This window comes from Campylobacteraceae bacterium, from assembly GCA_013215945.1.
Taxonomy (GTDB): Bacteria; Campylobacterota; Campylobacteria; order Campylobacterales; family Arcobacteraceae; genus NORP36.
Genome location: JABSOM010000002.1, coordinates 1 through 19104, shown reverse-complemented (window position 1 = coordinate 19104; position 19104 = coordinate 1). Strand labels below are relative to the sequence as shown.

The 19104-nt window shown below is 27.9% G+C and carries 20 protein-coding genes and 1 pseudogene; 5 read left to right on the top strand and 16 right to left on the bottom strand.

Annotation, left to right across the window (positions count from 1 at the left end):
- Positions 1-3 precede the first annotated feature (3 nt).
- Together HRT41_02025 and HRT41_02020 are read left to right on the top strand one after the other, a co-directional pair.
- Entirely contained in the window at positions 4-987 is a 984-nt protein-coding gene (locus HRT41_02025) for a CoA ester lyase (GenBank protein ID NQY22782.1), read from the top strand.
- A gap of 328 nt (positions 988-1315) precedes the next feature.
- Positions 1316-2158, top strand: a complete 843-nt coding sequence (locus tag HRT41_02020; GenBank protein NQY22781.1) for a hypothetical protein — start codon at positions 1316-1318, stop codon at positions 2156-2158.
- A gap of 55 nt (positions 2159-2213) precedes the next feature.
- Here HRT41_02020 and HRT41_02015 read toward each other — a convergent pair whose 3' ends face one another.
- Positions 2214-2861 (bottom strand): hypothetical protein, encoded by a 648-nt coding sequence (locus HRT41_02015; GenBank protein NQY22780.1) that lies wholly within the window; start codon positions 2859-2861, stop codon positions 2214-2216.
- Between the two features lie 195 nt (positions 2862-3056).
- Here HRT41_02015 and HRT41_02010 point away from each other — a divergent pair, with 195 nt between their 5' ends.
- On the top strand, positions 3057-3551 hold the full coding sequence (locus HRT41_02010) for a hypothetical protein (protein NQY22779.1): 495 nt from the start codon (positions 3057-3059) through the stop codon (positions 3549-3551).
- A 45-nt stretch (positions 3552-3596) separates the two neighbouring features.
- Here HRT41_02010 and HRT41_02005 read toward each other — a convergent pair whose 3' ends face one another.
- From HRT41_02005 to HRT41_01985, 5 genes are all read right to left on the bottom strand, one after another.
- Complete coding sequence (locus tag HRT41_02005; protein ID NQY22778.1) at positions 3597-5321, bottom strand: HAMP domain-containing histidine kinase; 1725 nt, start codon at positions 5319-5321, stop codon at positions 3597-3599.
- A 12-nt stretch (positions 5322-5333) separates the two neighbouring features.
- On the bottom strand, positions 5334-6008 hold the full coding sequence (locus tag HRT41_02000; protein ID NQY22777.1) for a response regulator transcription factor: 675 nt from the start codon (positions 6006-6008) through the stop codon (positions 5334-5336).
- Positions 6009-6031: 23 nt separating this feature from the next.
- Positions 6032-7732 (bottom strand): HAMP domain-containing histidine kinase, encoded by a 1701-nt coding sequence (locus HRT41_01995; GenBank protein ID NQY22776.1) that lies wholly within the window; start codon positions 7730-7732, stop codon positions 6032-6034.
- A gap of 176 nt (positions 7733-7908) precedes the next feature.
- Positions 7909-8472, bottom strand: a complete 564-nt coding sequence (locus HRT41_01990) for a flavin reductase family protein (GenBank protein ID NQY22775.1) — start codon at positions 8470-8472, stop codon at positions 7909-7911.
- A gap of 78 nt (positions 8473-8550) precedes the next feature.
- Entirely contained in the window at positions 8551-9432 is an 882-nt protein-coding gene (locus HRT41_01985) for an AraC family transcriptional regulator (GenBank protein ID NQY22774.1), read from the bottom strand.
- A gap of 149 nt (positions 9433-9581) precedes the next feature.
- Here HRT41_01985 and HRT41_01980 point away from each other — a divergent pair, with 149 nt between their 5' ends.
- Positions 9582-10466: an EamA family transporter gene (locus HRT41_01980; protein NQY22773.1), complete on the top strand. Its 885-nt coding sequence runs from the start codon at positions 9582-9584 to the stop codon at positions 10464-10466.
- A gap of 1 nt (position 10467) precedes the next feature.
- On the opposite strand, the gene HRT41_01975 is transcribed toward HRT41_01980, so the two are convergent.
- Positions 10468-11280: an AraC family transcriptional regulator gene (locus HRT41_01975; GenBank protein NQY22772.1), complete on the bottom strand. Its 813-nt coding sequence runs from the start codon at positions 11278-11280 to the stop codon at positions 10468-10470.
- Between the two features lie 11 nt (positions 11281-11291).
- On the bottom strand, positions 11292-11909 hold the full coding sequence (locus HRT41_01970) for a LysE family translocator (GenBank protein ID NQY22771.1): 618 nt from the start codon (positions 11907-11909) through the stop codon (positions 11292-11294).
- A gap of 210 nt (positions 11910-12119) precedes the next feature.
- Between HRT41_01970 and HRT41_01965 the strand changes: the two genes are divergently transcribed.
- Positions 12120-12587 (top strand): DUF2721 domain-containing protein, encoded by a 468-nt coding sequence (locus tag HRT41_01965; GenBank protein ID NQY22770.1) that lies wholly within the window; start codon positions 12120-12122, stop codon positions 12585-12587.
- A 16-nt stretch (positions 12588-12603) separates the two neighbouring features.
- On the opposite strand, the gene HRT41_01960 is transcribed toward HRT41_01965, so the two are convergent.
- The 8 genes and pseudogenes from HRT41_01960 to eno all read right to left on the bottom strand — a co-directional run.
- The gene (locus HRT41_01960; protein ID NQY22769.1) at positions 12604-13383 is read right to left on the bottom strand and encodes a transporter substrate-binding domain-containing protein; all 780 of its coding nucleotides are present in this window, start codon (positions 13381-13383) and stop codon (positions 12604-12606) included.
- Between the two features lie 12 nt (positions 13384-13395).
- A pseudogene (locus HRT41_01955) lies at positions 13396-13611 on the bottom strand (hypothetical protein).
- Between the two features lie 101 nt (positions 13612-13712).
- Positions 13713-15023: a chemotaxis protein gene (locus HRT41_01950; protein ID NQY22768.1), complete on the bottom strand. Its 1311-nt coding sequence runs from the start codon at positions 15021-15023 to the stop codon at positions 13713-13715.
- On the bottom strand, positions 15023-15418 hold the full coding sequence (locus tag HRT41_01945; protein NQY22767.1) for a PAS domain-containing protein: 396 nt from the start codon (positions 15416-15418) through the stop codon (positions 15023-15025). The genes HRT41_01950 and HRT41_01945 overlap by 1 nt, the downstream gene beginning before the upstream one ends.
- Positions 15419-15788: 370 nt before the next feature.
- Complete coding sequence (locus tag HRT41_01940; protein ID NQY22766.1) at positions 15789-17174, bottom strand: TRAP transporter large permease subunit; 1386 nt, start codon at positions 17172-17174, stop codon at positions 15789-15791.
- A complete protein-coding gene (locus HRT41_01935) occupies positions 17164-17769 on the bottom strand; it encodes a TRAP transporter small permease subunit (protein NQY22765.1) in 606 nt (201 codons plus the stop codon). The genes HRT41_01940 and HRT41_01935 overlap by 11 nt, the downstream gene beginning before the upstream one ends.
- Positions 17770-17794: 25 nt before the next feature.
- Complete coding sequence (locus HRT41_01930; GenBank protein ID NQY22764.1) at positions 17795-18844, bottom strand: TRAP transporter substrate-binding protein; 1050 nt, start codon at positions 18842-18844, stop codon at positions 17795-17797.
- A 95-nt stretch (positions 18845-18939) separates the two neighbouring features.
- A partial coding sequence (gene eno / locus HRT41_01925; protein ID NQY22763.1) for a phosphopyruvate hydratase occupies positions 18940-19104 on the bottom strand: 165 nt, incomplete at its 5' end.

The following is a 19104-nucleotide window of genomic DNA, read 5'->3' as shown; positions in this document are numbered from 1 at the left end:
ATTATGACACACCCAAATGAAGCACTATTTGATTCAGGAAATTCTTTACCAATAATACCAACATGTGAGCACTTCGCAGGCAGTGAAAAATTCATTTTAAAAGCAATGTCTTTGCAAGAAAAAATGGGACCCATTTTTGATATTACTTGTGACTGTGAAGATGGTGCAGAAACAGGAAAAGAAATAGAACATGCAAAAATGATTGTAAGACTTGTTAATTCTGATGCTAATAAATTTGATATGGCGGGATGTAGAATTCATGATCATGCAAGCCAATATTGGAGAGACGATGTTGATATTTTAGTGCCTGGTGCTGGTGAAAAACTAGCATATATTACTTTACCTAAATCACATTCTTATGAAGATATTAAAACACAAGTTGAATATATTCAAGCTAAATGTAAAGAAGCTGGAATTAAAAGAGAAATTCCTATTCATGTTTTAGTAGAAACACATGGAGCACTAAGAGATATTGAAAAAACAGCAACACTTCCTTGGTTACAAGTACTTGATTTTGGATTAATGGATTTTGTATCAGGGTACCAAGGTGCAATTGCAGCTTCAAATATGAGAAGTCCGGGACAATTTGATCATAAATTAATAGCAGCTGCAAAAGCCAAAGTAACACAAGCTGCTTTGTCTAATCATATTATTCCTTGTCACAATGTAACGCTTGATTTAAAAAACCCATACCAAACATTTAAAGATGCAGAGATTGCAAGAAATTCTTTTGGATTTATGAGAATGTGGTCAATCTACCCAACGCAAATTCAAGCTATTGTTGATGCAATGAAACCAGATTTTACAGAAGTATTAGATGCTCAAAATATTTTATTAGCAGCCCAAGACGCTGAATGGGGACCTATTCAGTATGAAGGAGAGTTACATGATAGAGCTACGTACCGATATTTTTGGGAATTAGTACAAAGAGCTAATTTTTCTGGTTTTAAATTACAAGAAGAAGTGAAAAAAAGATTTTTTTCTTAAGGTTTTTTAGCAAAGATAAAGATTAACTAAGTAAAATAATCAAAAAAAAGGAAACGGTATGGAAATGAATATTATTCAAATAAATAAACCAAACAAAGGCGCCAAGGAAGTTTTACTTCTGCTCGTCATGTCCGGTTTATTTATCCATACAAGAGTTTCAATTTAATCAAAAGATAAATAGAATAATTCTATTTATCTTGATCTTCAAAACTCCTTTATGATAAAACCACATTTTCATAATATTTTTTATACTATTGAAAAATATACTTTGTACTACGGTACGTTTATAAAAAGATAATACTTTTTATGTGTGTAAGAAGGAAAAAAAATGCAAAAAAATATATATACGACAGATAAATTCAAAAACTATTTAGGTTTTGGTGTTGCTGGGAATTTCGCAAATCATTTAAGCGAAGCTGGTGAAAGCGATGAGTTCTCAAAAATAAAAACCCAAGAAAAAGATGCACCCAAAGGTTTGTTCCCTTTTTATATTCCAAATGACAAGGGATTTTTAGGACATTTTCCAATCAGTGATGATAGTATTAATCACAATGATTGTGAATGTTTACAAGTAGAAGCAGAAGTTGCATTGTTATGTGATTTTATCTTTGAAAATGGGAAATTAATAGATTTAGTTCCTAAAGAATTTGCTGCTTTTAATGATTGCAGTATGAGACTAAGTGATGGTAATAAACTAAGTACAAAAAAGAACTGGGGTTCAAATTCAAAAGGAATATCCAATGAATTTATTGAAATTGATAGTTTCTGTGAAGATGGTATTTTAAACAATTATCATATTTGTTCTTTTATTAAAAGAAATGGAATCTTACATGATTATGGAACAACTTCTGCTGTAAATTCTTATTCATATTTTTTTGATACCTTAAAAACATGGATGATTGATAAGTTTAATACACAAGATGATTGTGGGCCACTAGAAGAGTTAAATCCTTTTATAAAAGATTTAGAAGGTAAAGATGGAGTATTAATAGCAGCAGGAGCTACAGCTTATGCAAACTTTGGGAAAAAACACTTTTTAGAAAAAGGGGATGAGATTTTTGTATATGTTTATAACGGACATATACACAGTTTTCAAGATATTATGAACGATATGAATGGTGGAAACTTACACTTAAAACATTGTTCAAAACTGCATCAAATAGTAGAATAAAAGAAGCAAAAGCTTCTTTTATTCTACAGCCTCATAACAATATTATTCAGATAAATTATTTAGCAAAAACTTCAGGAGCAGGAGTAGGAGTTGCCTTATATTTATCATTAAACTCCTTGTTTAAAGCACTTTTCACCGAAGTTGTAATATTAGAAGAAGAACCACTTCCAAAATTATATGAAAATGTTAAAAATGCAGAACTATCATTATAATCAAAATCATGCATAGCTCCAATCCCTACTTCCCAAGATTCACTTAACTGTTTAGAAATTCCAACATAAGTAACTTCTTCACTTGTAATTCCAATATAAGGCGATAAATATTTATCATCATTATATTTAACTCCAAAGCCTGCAATAGCTTTATCTATACTTAAATTTGTCTCATCCGTTTTACCACTAACATAACTCAGATCTAAAAAAACTTCTGTTTTAGGATAAACTTCTTTTTTTAATTCAAGTGTTGCATATCCTCCTAAAAAATCATCTTTTTTATTTGCATTTGTATTCAAATCATCTACACTAATAATTCCTAAACCTAGTTTTACATTCTCATTAAAAATATAACTTCCTCCAAGTACATACGCTTTATCTGTTGTTACAAGCACATTTGCTTCAAAACCTTTAGCATTCAAAGAGCCTATAGTTACAGCTGCAACTAAACTTACTTTACAAATGTTTTTGAGTATTAATAATTTCTTCATTTATTTCCTTAATAATTTTCATAATGATAAAGAAAAAATGTAAGACCTTTATAAGTTATTTGTCATATCTATGTAATATTTTTAAATTTAAGAATGAAATAAAATGCTAACAATACAAAAAGAAATATTGCTTGCAAAAATATTACATTCTTATGACATCCTTATGTTAAGATTCAAAAAAATAAAAGGAATAAAATGAAAAAAAGTGTTTTAATCGTATTTGTATTTTTGTATACAAGCGTTTTTGCAGTGGAGGGATATAAAGATATTTATATCAAAAGTAATATCAATATTTATGTACATACAATTTATTGTGCAAAGAATTTATTAAATATATCAGCATTACGCCCTTCAATAGTTTATACCAATACAAAAAGTATTGAAGATGGTACTTATTACATCAGTTCTAATGCGGGAGAGTATTCAAGTACTTTTAAAAAAATAAAAGGTAAACCTGATAGCATAAGAATACGAGGTATTTTAACTAAGGGACAAACATCAAAAAAACAAATGAATAAATCTATTTGTTTAGTTGAAAAAAACACACAACTCCCAAAAAATTTAAATGCAAGAATTGTAAGAGACCTTATAAAAAGCAATGATACTGCATGGAAGCAAAAGATACAAAAATATACAAATTTTTATGGGAAACCTGCTTATGCTAAAGGTAAATATTTAAGTAAAAGATAATAGTATTGTATGAAAATACAGTAATTAATACTCTTCAACAAGCCATTATAATTTGGGTTTGTTGTTTCTACTTACTTTAAAAAAATACTTAAAAATATTCATTCCGTCTTCATAACTAACTTCATATAAAATATTGTGTTTATTACAAATTGTTTTCACCATAGATAAACCCAAACCAAGGCTTCTTTTTGCATCATTATTTTCTTGGTAACTTTTTTCAAATATTCTTTTTGTATCAAAAATAGCTTGTGACTTTGATGCAAAACTTAAACAATAAACATCTTGTATTTTATAAAGTTTGATATATATCGTAGTATTCTCTTTGCTATATTTAATTGCGTTGGAGAGGTTATTATCAACTAAACGCTCTAACTCTATAGCATTGATTGTTATATATGCATCTTTATCAAAAGAATAACTAAGTTCACGATGTTGGACTTCAAGAATAGAGGAAAAAAAGTCAATACGATCTTGGATAAACCTACTTAGGTGTACAGAAGCGCTTAGATAAATAATATGAGAATTAGCACTTAAATATTCAAGATCATCATTGGATTTTTTCAACATATTAATTGCTGAATTAATTTGAAGTAAGTATTTATGAAGTTTACTTGAACTTTTCATTTCTAAAAATGAAAAGTTATTCATAATAATGGATAGAGGGGTACGCATATGCGCAGTCATTAACGTAATGAAGTCTCTGTTTTCTTCTAATACAAATTCTTTTACTTTTATTTCTTTTTCCAGTGCAAGCTGAGACATATGGTATTTTTTTGTAAAAAAATAAATTATAATAAGTAAAATAATATGAATAAGAACAAAAAGATAATAATAAAAAGTAATTTTTTCATTTAATTCTTTTTCATACTGCATGTCAATATAAAGCTCTAGTACAAAATCTCCCATTACATCAAGATATTTATTATTTTTTTTGATTAGTGGAATATAGAATATGATTGTATCTTCTAAGTATTTTTTTAATATTTTTTCTTTTCTATTCGAGTCTATAATTAAATTATCACTTGTGATACCTGTAGGAAACTTTTTCCGAGATTTGATATAAGCTTCTTTTGACAGCTGCGTATTTTTATTCAGCACATTATCGTAATATTCTGTTTCATCTAATTTTTTCTCAATTCTATAAAGTTGACTTCTCTTATCTGTAATTATTTGTATATTCTTCATTGTTTCTTTAAGAATGCTTTTTATATTATGATTAATAAACCCCATTTCTAAATAATAAGAATCATTCACTTTAGCATACGAGTAACTTTTCACATCTGAAGTAATAATATCAATAGAAATAGTATTTGAATAATGTACCAAATTATCACTATTTGAACGATTTAACTCTTTACGTGCATCAGGAACAAGTGATAAATCAAACCCTATATCCTTTAAATATGTTGATTCGGTAATAAGATAGTTTTTATTAATATAAAAAAGATGAAAATCAATATTTGAAATATCATATTTTTCTTGAAGTGTTTTTTTTAGTACGTCAATATTGATTTTTCCTTTTTTTCTTAATATAAACAATGCTTCATTGTGCATTCTAAGAAACATTTTTTCATTTGAATTAATTTCATTTTGAATGGTTACAAATGCATTTTTAATAAAACTTTTATTTATTTTAATACGTTTATCCAAATATACGGCTATTTTATTTTTCTGTTCCTCTTTATAACTTTTAAAGAGAGTATAGGTAAAATAAAGAGAGACAAAAGTAATAAGAATATTTAATAAGATAAGAAAATATTTATTTTTCATTAATAATACATCCTATTGTTTATACTGCTTGGTTTTAATAATATAACCTTGTTTTACTTTTGTAGTAATAATATCCATAGGAAGTTTTTTTCTTATATCCCTTAATAATTGTCGTAAGGGATACAATTCACGTATCTCTCCCTCCCATACATAATCATAAATAATTTCTGCAGGTACAAGTTTGTTCGCATTTTGTAATAGTATTTCAATCAAACGCTGTTCTTTGAAGCGTAAGTCAATCATCTCTTTTTGATATGAAAAAGATTTTTTTTCTTCATCATAGTAAAAATCATCAGAAAAATATATTACTTTAATCTCATTATGTAGGAGCTTATTAACACGAATTTCAAGTTCTTTTATATGAAAAGGTTTTTTTATATATTCACTACATCCAAAATCAAAAGCATCTGTAAGATTTTTAATTTCAAGAGATGCGGTTACAATTATAATGGGTGTTACAATATCGGTTTTCCGTATGAATTTTATAATATCAAGACCATTATAGGAAGGTAAATTAATATCAATAATATATAAGCCAACTTTATGAGAATTTGATTTTTCGATAAAATCTACCGCTTCTATACCATCGTGAATACAAATTGTTTTAAAGTTTTTCAAAGTGAAATATTCTGATAGAACTAAATTAAGTTGGATATCATCTTCTATTATTACAACGTTTAAAGTCATTTTAACCTCTTTATTTATTATATTTAATCTGTATTTTTAAAATGATATTCAAAAATGTTAAAATCATTTTCTCTTCTAAATACTATTTTTATATTATGTTTTTTTGCTATCAAACTTACTACATAAAGTCCCAAATTTAAGCGCTCTTGATTTTCTTCTTTCTCTTTTTTCTCAAATAACATTTCTTCATTTTTAATTTTATATCCCTGGTTTTTAAAGCTAATTACAATAGCAATTGAATTCTTTTTTAATGTAATATAAGTATCTTTTTGAAAATATGAATATTTGATTGCATTGGTTATCGTATTATCAATAATACGTTCTAACTCAAGATCATTGATTGTAAAAAAAATATTATCATTTATATTAGTTATCAGATTCATTTTATTAGCATTTGCGGCAGCATCAAAATAACTGACTCTTTTTTTTAAAAAATCACTTAAATCAATTCTTTTATTCTTATATAATAAAGAATCGTAAGAATTTATATACGATAGGTTTTCATAGGAGTTTGATAAGGTTGTAATCGATGCATTAATTTGATGAGCGTATTTATTTTTATCATTATTAAAATACTCCAAAAGTGAAAGATTACTCATAATAACAGCCAAGGGTGTTCTAATTTGATGTACCATATTGGAAATAAAATTTTTGTTATATTTAACTAAATTTTTATTTTTTAAAATTGCCTTTTTTAGATCCTTTTCTATGTTTTGATAAGAAGTTATAAAATAAAAAATCACCAGAATCATCAAGATATGCATTAAAACAAAATAAATTACATATTTATATGTTTTTTGAAAAAACAGTTTTTCAGAGGAAATATCTGATTCTATTTCCAGTACTATATCAGCAAAAAGAGGCAAAAGTTCATTGTCTTTTTTAAGTAAAGGTACATAAGTATAGAGTTTATTGTCTTTTTCTATACTATGGAATTTTCCTTCTTTTGATGCTTTAATAAAAGCCAAATCGATTAAAGATTGTTTTTTATTTTTATATAATTTTTCATAATATTCTGCGCGTGATGAAAACTCATCTGCTCTCATAAAAAATTTCATTGTATAATCAACCTTATTGCTGTCCCTAATAACATAACGATAATTAAGTTTTGTATGTAAGGAAATAACCAGATTTTTGAAAGCTTCTTTATGTTTTTTTGAAAATTCAAAAATTATACTTATTCCTAAATAGGAAGAATCTTTTAACTTGAAAAATGCATATTTTTTAATTGTTTGATCAAAAGCATCAAAAAAAACACCGGGAGATTGTTTTAAGACATGTACCTTTGTAATCTTGGAAAGGGTCTTTTTTTCATTTTTATTTATTGATATATAATAGTTGATATCAAAGGTATTACTACTATCAATTATTTTATAATCTTTATTTATTTTAAAAACTTCAAGTGAAAGCTCTTGTTTTTTTAAATCAAATCGATTTGATAGTTCATCTTTTACGTTTATTACGTTTGTATTGTCATCTATATACATTTTTTTAAGCTCATTTTCTATTTTCAAAAAAATTGCTTCCGTTTGTTTAACTTCTTTTTTAATATATTGTAAGTTGTTATTCATAAATTCTTTGTTTATTACAACAATTTGTTTTATTTGCTTGTCATAAGTATTGTTTTGATTTAATTTATAAGAATCATATATTAAAAACATAAATAACAGTGTTAAACATATAATGAATATATGAAGACTTAATATTTTATACTTTAAAGGCAAATTTTTCCTTCCTTACAAAAGTGTAAGCGTTCTTTTCTATAAGAAAATGCGAGTTTTTTCTATGACATATACACAGTTTCCAAGATATTATGAACGATATAAAGGGTGGAAACTTACACTTAAAACATTGTTCAAAACTGCATCAAATAGTAGAATAAAAGAAGCTAACGCTTCTTTTATAAATCCACCATTGCTTTAAACTTAGCCCCTACTCTTCCAATATTATCAACATTTATGTGATATCTCTCATCTATTCTATCGTCTTGTATATATTGTTTTTTTATTTCTAAGATAATAGGTACTGTTTTTCCTGGAAGTTCAACTGTAGAATAATAATCGCAAAATAAAGCACTTTGGCTTGAGCTAATCATGGGAGGGTAATCTTCTAATACTGTATTAACCTCTATTTCATATTTTTCTATTTCACTCTCATTATTTCCTAATGACGTAGCACTTAAAGCAGCTTGTTTTACATTGTTTTTATTAACAAAACAAATGGTTGCTTTTTTATTTTTTAAGATATTTGAAAGTGAGTCTTTTTGCGAACCATCTTCTTTATGTCCAATTGAAACTATAACAGTAGCAGGACTTGAAGATAAAGGAATAAAATATGAAAAAGGGGCTGCATTAATGACACCATTTTCTTGGGTTACTATCCAAGCAATAGGTCTTGGTACAACTGTATCTGACATAAGTTTATACTTATTTATGGTACTTTCTTCACTGTAATCTAAAAGCATTCTTTCCCTTTGTTTTTTATGTAAACTTTTTATTAGTATAGCAAAGTAATATTATTTTATTAAAAAAATATCAGCATTTTAAGTAAAAATGATGGGAACATAATACTTTGCTACAAAAGTGCCAGAGTTATCAAAATAATCATTTTTCACAAAACGTATATAAGAAGGAATAGTTGTAGCTTCATAACCAGAATTAGGTAACCAGTAATGATATACCCATTGAATCAACTTTAGAATATCTTCATATTTTCCTTCAAAAGAAAATTCTGCACACAAACCAGAATAAAGTGAAAAATAAGGTAAATTACTCTCTTTTAAAATATCTTTTTCATCAATTACAATTCCTGCAACGTAGTGGCAATCTTGAGGTTTTGTAATAATAGGATTGTCATGATAAATGCCAATTTGAAAATAGTTTTGAATATTATTTGAATATACCCATGCTTTTAGTTTTTGCCATGATTTATTGGAATTATTTCCATGTCCTTTTTCTCTTATATAATAGGCCACTTTTTTTTCAATTTTTACAATATTAGGTTCTTTACATATATCGTTTTTACCTATTAAAGAAATACCTGAACATAGATTTAATATTTTATTTGAATAGTCTTTATACCCACCTTTTCTCCACTCTTTTGGTGTTTGACCAAAGCGTTGTTTAAAAGCTCTCAAAAAAGAGGTAGAAGAGGAATAACCACATTGAGAAGCAATTCTACTAATGGTTGAAGCTTGATTCGTAAGTAATAAATTGCTTGCTTTTTGTAAACGAATGGATTTAATACTTTCATAAATATTTTCGCCCATTTGTTCTTTAAAGATACGTTGAAAATGAAATTTACTTATCTTAAATTCTAAAGCCATTTCATCTATATTAATAGGACTATCTATATAGGTGTTAATATAATTCATCATTTCATTTGCAATTTTACTGTGCAATAAAGTCGTCTCTTTTTTATGCATATTTTACTCCTAAAAATATATTATCACATAAGATATAAATACTTAGCACTAATTGCTGTATTTATTAGCACAAATAGATAAGGAATTAAGCACGAAAGATAAGGAATTAATAAAAGATACCTGCTATCATTATACAAAAAAGGAAATCCATGTCACTAAGAGATTTATTTATTGCACTAGGAATTACATTTATTTGGGGAATAAACTTTTCTTTTATAAAAATGGGGCTGGGCTCTTTAAATCCCTTTTTACTTGCAGGTCTGCGCTTTATGTTATGTGCCCTGCCTCTTGTATTTTTTATAAAACCACCGAAGGTTCCTTTTAAATATGTTATTGCTTATGGTTTGTTTTTTGGTGTTGGGTTATGGGGCATATTATATTTAGGTATGTTTTATGGAATTTCAGCAGGTGTTGCTTCAATTGTTTTAAACCTAGGCGTATTTTTTGCTGTAATTTTGTCTTATTTTATCTTAAAAGAGAAAATGACTGTTTATAATAAAATTGCTTTTATACTAGCTCTTGCTGGAATTGCTGTCATTTTTTTAGTTACAGATGGAACGGTTACACTAATAGGTATGTTATTTGTAATCTTAGCGGCTGTTTCTTTGGCTGTTATTCAAATAATTGTTAAAAAAGCAAATACCAAAGAAGCTTTTGCTTTTTTGATTTATTCAACCTTGTTTCCTCCTATTCCATTGTTTATAATGGCTTATTTAATGCAAGGAGAAAGTGTTTTTATTGATTTTGCACAGACCTTGGATAAACAAGCATTAATCTCAATAGCATTTCAAGTTTATCCGACAACCTTATTTGGATATTGGGTATGGAACTTACTTTTAGCTAAGTATCCTGTTAATTTATTAATGCCTCTTTCTTTGCTTATTCCTATTTTTGGTTTGTTTGGATCCTATGTTTTATTAGGGGAAGAAGTTGGTTTGTATAAAGTTTTGGCGTGTTTTATTATAGTAATTGCTTTAATAATTAATACTTTTGGAGAAAAAATCCGTTCAAGAATCAAAATCTTTAATAAATAGTTTATTTAAAAAAAGAAAGATAGTTTCCGGGACTGGTTCCATAAATAGTTTTGAATTTTTTACTAAAATGACTTTGATCAAAAAAACCTGTACTTAGTGCCACATCAGTAATATCTCCGCCTTTTAACAATAAGTTTCTTGCTTTTTGTATTTTAAGAAGTAATAAAAATTGATGAGGGCTTATATTAAACTGTTTTTTGAAATTTCGTATCAATTGGTATTTATCTCTTGGTATGAGTTTTGATAGTTCATCTAAAGAAATATTTTCTTCATAATTGTCACATAAATAATCTCTAATTATCATATTGTATTTATAGTCTTTAAAAGAAAGGCTTTCTTCTAACTTCACATCTCCATATTGAATAAACAGTTGATGAATATTATGCGTTAAGAGAGATTCTTTGTTCAAAGTAAAATCATCTTCTTCTAAACTTTTATGTAAACAATACAAAGAAGAAAATAAAGAGGGATTATTAATGCTGGCATTGTTTAATACCATTGAATGTTTTGAAAATGAATCTTTTAATATATTTTCAATGCATTTTTTATTGAAATAAAACATTCGATATGTCCAGCCTTTATTAGTCCCAGCAAAGCCAGTATGCATTTCACCTGGATTAATAGCTACAATATTACCTTGAGGAATCATAAGTTTTTTGCCATTATAATCTAATCCCTCTACTCCTTTTTCAATAATACCAAGAGCAAGTTCTTCATGAAAATGTTTTGAAAAAGAAAAATCAGTAAAAGAAGCACTTAAAAGTTCAATATCTTGATGTTCTTTATTTCTCCATAATTTTATAAAATCACTCAAGAATACTCCTTTTAAAAACCGATAAATACATTGGAATCAAGTATAAAACTAATAGCTACTAAAAGCAAAGAGCTTGCAAATAAATAGGCCTGCACTTTTTGATTTTTTACTATCTTTTTAAACATAAGAGAAGAAAAAGATATCCAAATCAAATGGCACGTTAGATTTAGAGCTGCCAACATAATACATAATATTAAGATATTTACACTTGAGTTCTCATAAGTTAAGGAGCTTGAAAATAAAGAAAACATCAAAACAATCATCATCCAACCTTTTACATTAAAAAACTGTATGATTAAACCATCAAAATAAGACAACTCTTTGCTTTGATGGTTTTCATTATTAAGTAGGGGTTTAATAAAACCATAAGCCAAATAGATTAAATACAGTGCACCAATAACTTGAAAATATGAAATAAAAACTTGATTGTTTTGTAAAAATGCACTTAAACCAAAACCTAAAAATAAAGACTTAATAAAAAAAACACTCTCAATTCCAAACATTAAAGGAAGAGATCTTTTAATTCCAAAACTAGCCCCTGATGCTGCAAAAGCAATATTAGCAGGTCCTGGAGAAAAAACCAAAGGAAACATTACGGCAAACCATGCCAATAAAAAAGTAATAGTCAAAATTTATCCTTAAGTTAAACAATACAATAAGAACGTATTAAGAAGTATTGTATGTTTAACGTAAATTACTTAAGCAAAAAGCTTATACGACACTATAATAAATTTTAAATAATTTGTCTTGTAAAAAATTGCATCTTTGTTACAAACACTGCTTGAGAATTTTCTTTTCATTAATTATGATTTGGATAAAATACCTAAAAAAGGTATTTCATGTTAACTTCAGTTGATACAAATATGGTAAATTCAGTAGCCGAGCTAATAAAACTCTCTGTTGCTCCTGTTTTTTTAATAGCGGCAGTTGCCGGTTTGTTAAATGTATTTACCGGACGATTAACGCGTATAATTGATAAAGTAGATAAACTGGAAGAAGAACAAGAAGCAGGTACATCCCCTTTTTCTGAGGCCCGTTTAAGAAAAAGGCATACCTTTTTAACCATGAGAATGAAGAATACCAACTTAGCTATTTTCTTTTGTGCAATTACTGGTTTATTGGTGGCTTTGGTTATTGTTACCATGTTTTTATCATCGGTATTTTCTTTTCACAGCTCCAATGTTATAAGTATTTTATTTATTTTAGCCATGTTATGTTTGATTTTTTCACTCTTAGTGTTTTTAAGAGAAATTTATTATACAACCTACTTTATACGAAGTAAAAAGAATTTATACAATAAATCATAAAGACTGTATAAACTTTTTAGTTTATATAGTCCCCTGCTCTTGATTCTTTATAGTATTGATCATACTTTCCACTCTCTTTTAATTTTTTTAAACCAGAGTTAAATAATTTCATCAAACGTATATTTTTTTTATGTTTTTTAGAAAGTATTAAATAATACACTGTCATTTCAGGGTTGTACTCAATAGAAGATAAAGTAGCTATCTCTTTTTTACTAAAGGATTGATTTAAAACATTATAAGCAACATCCTTGTTAGAAATTAGTAAATCGATTCTATTGTTTAAAAGTTTTTTAAAATTAATTTCCAATGTACTTACTTTTTGTTCATTCACTATATTATTTTTGACTGCATCATCAAAAACATCAAGGTATTTATAACCAATAAGCGTTCCAATAGTAAAACCTTTTAAGTTTTCATAGTTTTGTTTCTTAGTTTGCCAAGAAAGTTCTAAATCATTTTTATAAAAAAACATTGTTTGTCCAAGAATAACGCCTTCTTTGGAATAATAAACTTCTTTTTCCCGCTCTTTTTTACTTGCCCAAGCAAGGGATCCATCAAATTCTCCATTATTTACCAAAGCATATGCACGTTTCCATGGGAAAAAAGTGTATTCAACATCAATCCCTTCTAGTGCAAAAGCTTCTGTAACAATTCGGGAAGCCACTCCTTTATGTTTTAAAGTAGCAGACATATAAGGCAACCATTCCCCATTTGTTAAACGAATTGTTTCTTTTGCAAACAAAGAAGACAGTGAAAAAAGCACTAAGAAGATTAAGACAGAAAGTAGTTTGTTCATAAGTAAAACCTTTTAACTCTTATTTGATTTGTTAAGTTCATAAATTTTATTGCTTATTTCTTCATTCTTTGGAAAAGCAGCTTCTGTTTTAGAAAGTGCTAATTTATCAAAAATGACTACATCTTCAACAATAACCAAAAAGGTCCCACCTTTTCCTTCAATTAACTCAATATGCAGATCATTAAAATTACCATTTAATTCTTCTTCTAACCTAGAAGCTTCTGGTAAATAGTTTCATTCTCCACAGTAATATATTTTGATATTCATAACTTTCCTTTTAATTTATATATTAATTATGCCAATATATTCTTAAAAGCAGATGCGTTTTATTACTTAAAATCATTCCTTCTTTCATCACCCTTGTAATTAAGCTTATGAGATTTGGCATCTCTAATATCAATATCGTCCTTGCCATGAAACTTAGCAATACGAATAGAAGATACAACTTGTTTAGAAATATTATTACTTTGTGTTGAAATATGTTTTACTTTCTCAGCAGTATGAGCATTTTCTTGGGTAAAACGATCAATTTGTGAAATAGCATCATTAATTTGTTGAATACCAATTTCTTGTTCTTTTGATGACGTTTCAACTGTTTTAATTAAAGAAATTGTTTGCTTGATATTTTGACTTAAGTCTTGATATTCGTCGTACATTTCTTGGGAATTCTCTTTTCCTTCTTTTGTTTTGTCCGTCAAAATATTCATTAATGCTTCAATGCTTTTTGCAGCTTCTGCTGATTTATTTGCTAAGTTTCTTACTTCTTGTGCAACTACTGCAAAACCTTTTCCCGCTTCTCCTGCTGTTGCTGCTTCTACTGCTGCATTAAGAGATAGAATATTCGTTTGAAATGAGATTTGTGAAATCATACCAATGGCTTCAAAAGCATCTTTACACGCTTTTGAAATATCATCCATTGAAGATAAGTTCTTTGAAACAAGATCAATTCCTATATTTGCAGAGTTTTTTACTTTTTCACCCAAAACAGCCATCTCTTTTGACGTCACTCTGTTTTGAGAAATAGTTGTAGTAATTTCTTCAATAGAAGCAGCTGTTTCTTCTATAGTACTTGCTTGTGTCATAGTCGATTGCGCCAAGCGTTGTGCTTCGTTCAATAAAATACCAGACTCTTGTTCCAAAATCAAACCTTGGCGATAATTGGTTAATAAATTACTGGTAACTTTTTCTTTTAAAGAATTAATACCTAAAATTAAGTTTTTAAGCTCTCCTCCTCTAAAAAGATTTTCATCTATTTCTTGAAGATAGTTTTGTTCTTCATATTCTTTTAGTCTTAAAGTAACAATTTTTAAAGCAACATCAATTTTATGTACCATAACATTTACCGTTTGCGAAATATAATTAATTTTAGGATCAATAGATTTTTCACTGATTTCATCATCGGTATAACCATCCGATAATTTTTCACAAGTAAGCATGATTTCTCCAAAAACTTTTATATCTTGAGCGCGTTGTTCTTTAATATGAGAAGCAATGCTTAACATTTTTTTTTCAATATTTTTAAGTTTTTTTACAGTAGTTTTAGGAAGTTCCAAATCATTTGATTCATTTATTACATACTCTTCAAAATTTGATAAAAAAGCTAGAATTATTTTTTCATCCTTTTTTTTGGCAAAAAACATTATTTCTCCTCTTTTAAAAGTTTTTTATACATTTTTTGTGCATTTTCAATTTCTTTTGAAGTAGGTTTAATTCGTACTGAAATAAATCTGTGTTTACCATTGGATTTTTCAACAGGATAAGCAGTCGCATTAACCCAATAATAATCCCCATTTTTACAAAGATTTTTAACAATGCCCTTCCATGTTTTACCTTTTTGAACTGTTTTCCATAAATCTTTAAATGCAGCCCTTGGCATATCTTCATGCCGTACCATAGAGTGAGGTTTCCCTATTAATTCTTCTTTTGTAAAACCCGAAATTTTACAAAAATCACTGTTGGCATAAATTATATGTCCTTTAGAATTTGTTTCGCTTACAATCATAGTATTTTTTGATAATTTTATTTCTTTGTTCACATTTATCTCCCAAATTTTTATGAGCAAGTTTAATTAAAAATAATTACAGCTTGGTTACTTTTTCCCTATCTAGTTGAATCCAATTACTTAATGAATATCACATCTTTCTATAAAATAGATTACAATACAACTCGATGAAAAAGAAGATGAATTTATAATAATGTAGTTCAAAGAATTTATTTAAAATTTTAAATAAATTAGAATAAAATAAGAAACCATAATTTTTTAGAAGTAAGGATATAAAGGGAAATTATTTTATTGATTCCCAGATGTTTTAAAAGTATTTTTCTGCATTTTATAATCAAATCATAACGTTAATTAAAGATAACTGTAAAAAAAGGAGAATAATTTTACAGTTATTTATTAAATTCTAATAAGCGATTGATGGTAACCATGTAACTATGTCAGGAAAATAAAAAACTATCGCTAAACCTATTAATTGTAGAATAATAAAAGGAATAACTCCTTTATAGATATCTATTAACTGTATTTCTGGAGGACAAACCCCTTTTAAATAAAACAATGCAAAACCTACAGGTGGTGTTAAAAAGGATGTTTGTAAGGTCATAGCGACTAACAATACAAACCATACTAAAGTAGGTTCTTCAATGCCATAACCATTAATTTCTATAGCTAAATCACTAATAATAGGAGCAACTAAAGGTAAAACAATTAATGTAATTTCAATCCAATCAAGAACAAATCCTAAAATAAATACTAACACAAGTATAGAAACAATAATAATAATAGGATCTTCTGAAATTGAGTGTAGCGCAGAAAGTATTAGTTCATCTCCTCCTAATTCACGTAAAACAAGTGAAAAACAAGTAGCTCCAACAAAAATAGCAAAAATATATCCTGTTGTATTCATTGTTGCTTTAGATATATTTAATATTTTTCTAAAACTCAATTGTCCATTCACGGTCATTAATATAATTGCCCCAAAAGCGCCAATACCTGCTGCTTCTGTTGACGTTGCAAGTCCAAAAAATATGGAACCAAGAACAGATAGTATTAAAAAAGATGGAGGTAAAATATTCTTAAATAAATCCCATATTAAACTCATTTCAGGCTCATTATTTTCATTTTTATCTACTAAAGGCATTTTATGAGGCCTTAGTAATCCTAAAATAACAAGATATCCAACATATAAAGTTCCAAGTATTAAGCCTGGGAAAACAGCTCCCATGAAAAGATTTCCAACAGAAATACTTAACTGATCTGCCATAATAATTAACATAATACTAGGAGGAATTAAAATTCCTAAGGTACCAGAACTGGCAATTACTCCCAGTGCTGTTTGTTTGTCATACCCTTGTTTTAACATTAAAGGAAGAGACATTACTGCAAGTAAAACAACAGAAGCTCCAATAATTCCAGTAGAAGCAGCTAACATTACTCCTAAAATAACAACAGTAATAGCTAATCCACCTCTGGTTTTCCCAAAAAAGCGCTGTAAAGACTTTAAAAGTTTTTCAGCAATTCCTGATTCATCCAAAGCAAGCCCCATAAAAATAAACATAGGTAAAGCAACTAAAATCCAGTTGTCCATTATTTTATAAATTCTATTAGAAAGCAAACCAATTGTATTATAATCAAGCCCAGTAATAGTACCTAAGTACAGATCAGATAAATACCCAATACCAGCAAAAGCAACCCCAACACCTCCTAGTACCCAAGCAACGGGAATACCAGATATTAATAAAAATATAAAGGTGAAAAACATTGAAATAACCAGATAATCATTAATTTCCATTTGTATTTCCTTTCATTAAATACGATACATGTCGAATAAGACGAGAAATACAAGCCAGTAACAAGAGAAAAAAACTAACAGGCATTACTCCTTTAATTACCCATCTGTAAGGTAAACCCTCAGGAGAATCTGAACGTTCATTTACACGAAATGCTTCGTATGCTAAGTCCCAGCCATAATCAATTACTATGAAAATAAAAGGAAGCATTAAAAAAATAATACCTATTATTTCAATCTTTCTTTGTAATGTAGTTGAAAAATGTATTCGTGCGATATCAACACGTACATGAGAATGATTTACCATTGAATAAGATAAGCCAAACATAATAATAACAGCATATAAATGCCATTGAAGTTCTTCTAATTGAATAAAGATTATTCCAAATACGTATCGCAAAAAAACTTGTATTACAATAATTGCAATTAATAGTACAGACAGCCATGAAATGGCTGTCCCTACATTAAATATTATTTTATTAAGAATGTTACAAATTTCAGGTCTTTTCTCATTTTCTAAACCTGGTTCTTTGTCTTGTGTATGATTAATTTTGTCATATACTTGTATTGTTTCAACAATATGATCTTTTCCTGTCATTTTAATCCCTTTCTTTCTTCATAACTTATCTTGGTAAAAATGCTAAATTACTCCAATATTTATACTCTTCTCTAAAGGTACTTAAATCTTTCCATACATCATTAAACGTACTGTCTTTTCTTAAATCAACTAAAGCTTCCTTCCATGCTCCTCTAAATGCATTCAACATCTCAGGTGTCCATTTTTTTACAATTACACCATTTTTTTCTATATTCTCTCTAATAGCAGCACCTTGTGCAGCTTCACCCTCTGCTAAAGAAGCAGTCATATTTGCTTTACACGTAAGACTAATAGCATTTTGTTGCATTTGACTCATGTTATTCCATGTTTTTTTATTAATTAATAATTCAAAAACAGTTGCTTGTTGATGCCACCCTGGAAAATAATTATATTTTGCAATTTTATAAAAACCCAAACGTTTATCAACTACTGGAATAGAGAACTCACTTGCATCAATTACCCCTTTTTCAAGAGCTGAAAATATTTCTCCACCTGGAAGTAAAGAGGTAGCAACACCTAACTTTGTCATAACATCAGCACCTAAGCCAAAAAATCTCATTTTTAGACCTTTTAAATCTTCTGGTGTATTAATTTCTTTTCTAAACCAACCTGCTGTTTCAGGAGAATTAATAGCACAAGGCGTTACATGTACATTATATTTTGCGTCATCATACATTTTTTGATACAGTTTTAAACCATTTCCTTCATATAACCATGCAAAAAATTCTGGCGCTTCTGGACCAAAAGGTACGGAAGAAAAAATGGCAGCCGCAGGCATTTTACCCTTCCAATATCCAGCTGTTGACCAACCCGCATTTACTTTTCCAGAAGATACGGCATCCAGTATTTCAAAAGGTGCAACTAATTTTTTAGGCTCATAAATCTTTACTTTAATAGTAGAATTAATTGATTCTAAAGACTTTTTAAAAGCAGGAAGAGGTGTTCCTAAACCTATTAAATTGGTTGAAAATGTTGTTGGTACTTTTAGTAAAACTTTCTTTTCTTGCGCTAATCCTGCTGTACTCAAGACACATAACGACAAAGTCGTTGCTATTGTTATATTTTTGATGTTCATATTTTTCCTTTAAATGTTTGTTTATTTATTTTTTGATACACTATTTTCTAACACACTCCTTTCTTTAAATTTACTCTTTTTATTCGCTGTATTTTTCATTTAATAAAAGGAGTTTTTCCTAAATATTGTGCATAAACAATTTCAGCATCAATTTCTAGTAGTCTGTTATATTTGGCAATCCTGTCAGATCGTGACGTTGAACCTGTTTTGATTTGTCCACAATTTAAAGCCACTGCAAAATCAGCAATAAAAGTATCTTC

Excerpts from the sequence above, each read along its gene's own strand:
- HRT41_02025 (NQY22782.1), top strand. The coding sequence starts at position 4 with ATGACACACCCAAATGAAGCACTATTTGATTCAGGAAATTCTTTACCA.
- HRT41_02020 (NQY22781.1), top strand. The coding sequence starts at position 1,316 with ATGCAAAAAAATATATATACGACAGATAAATTCAAAAACTATTTAGGT.
- HRT41_02015 (NQY22780.1), bottom strand. The coding sequence starts at position 2,861 with ATGAAGAAATTATTAATACTCAAAAACATTTGTAAAGTAAGTTTAGTT.
- HRT41_02010 (NQY22779.1), top strand. The coding sequence starts at position 3,057 with ATGAAAAAAAGTGTTTTAATCGTATTTGTATTTTTGTATACAAGCGTT.
- HRT41_02005 (NQY22778.1), bottom strand. The coding sequence starts at position 5,321 with ATGAAAAATAAATATTTTCTTATCTTATTAAATATTCTTATTACTTTT.
- HRT41_02000 (NQY22777.1), bottom strand. The coding sequence starts at position 6,008 with ATGACTTTAAACGTTGTAATAATAGAAGATGATATCCAACTTAATTTA.
- HRT41_01990 (NQY22775.1), bottom strand. The coding sequence starts at position 8,472 with ATGCTTTTAGATTACAGTGAAGAAAGTACCATAAATAAGTATAAACTT.
- HRT41_01985 (NQY22774.1), bottom strand. The coding sequence starts at position 9,432 with ATGCATAAAAAAGAGACGACTTTATTGCACAGTAAAATTGCAAATGAA.
- HRT41_01980 (NQY22773.1), top strand. The coding sequence starts at position 9,582 with ATGTCACTAAGAGATTTATTTATTGCACTAGGAATTACATTTATTTGG.
- HRT41_01965 (NQY22770.1), top strand. The coding sequence starts at position 12,120 with ATGTTAACTTCAGTTGATACAAATATGGTAAATTCAGTAGCCGAGCTA.
- HRT41_01960 (NQY22769.1), bottom strand. The coding sequence starts at position 13,383 with ATGAACAAACTACTTTCTGTCTTAATCTTCTTAGTGCTTTTTTCACTG.
- HRT41_01950 (NQY22768.1), bottom strand. The coding sequence starts at position 15,023 with ATGTTTTTTGCCAAAAAAAAGGATGAAAAAATAATTCTAGCTTTTTTA.
- HRT41_01940 (NQY22766.1), bottom strand. The coding sequence starts at position 17,174 with ATGGAAATTAATGATTATCTGGTTATTTCAATGTTTTTCACCTTTATA.
- HRT41_01935 (NQY22765.1), bottom strand. The coding sequence starts at position 17,769 with ATGACAGGAAAAGATCATATTGTTGAAACAATACAAGTATATGACAAA.
- HRT41_01930 (NQY22764.1), bottom strand. The coding sequence starts at position 18,844 with ATGAACATCAAAAATATAACAATAGCAACGACTTTGTCGTTATGTGTC.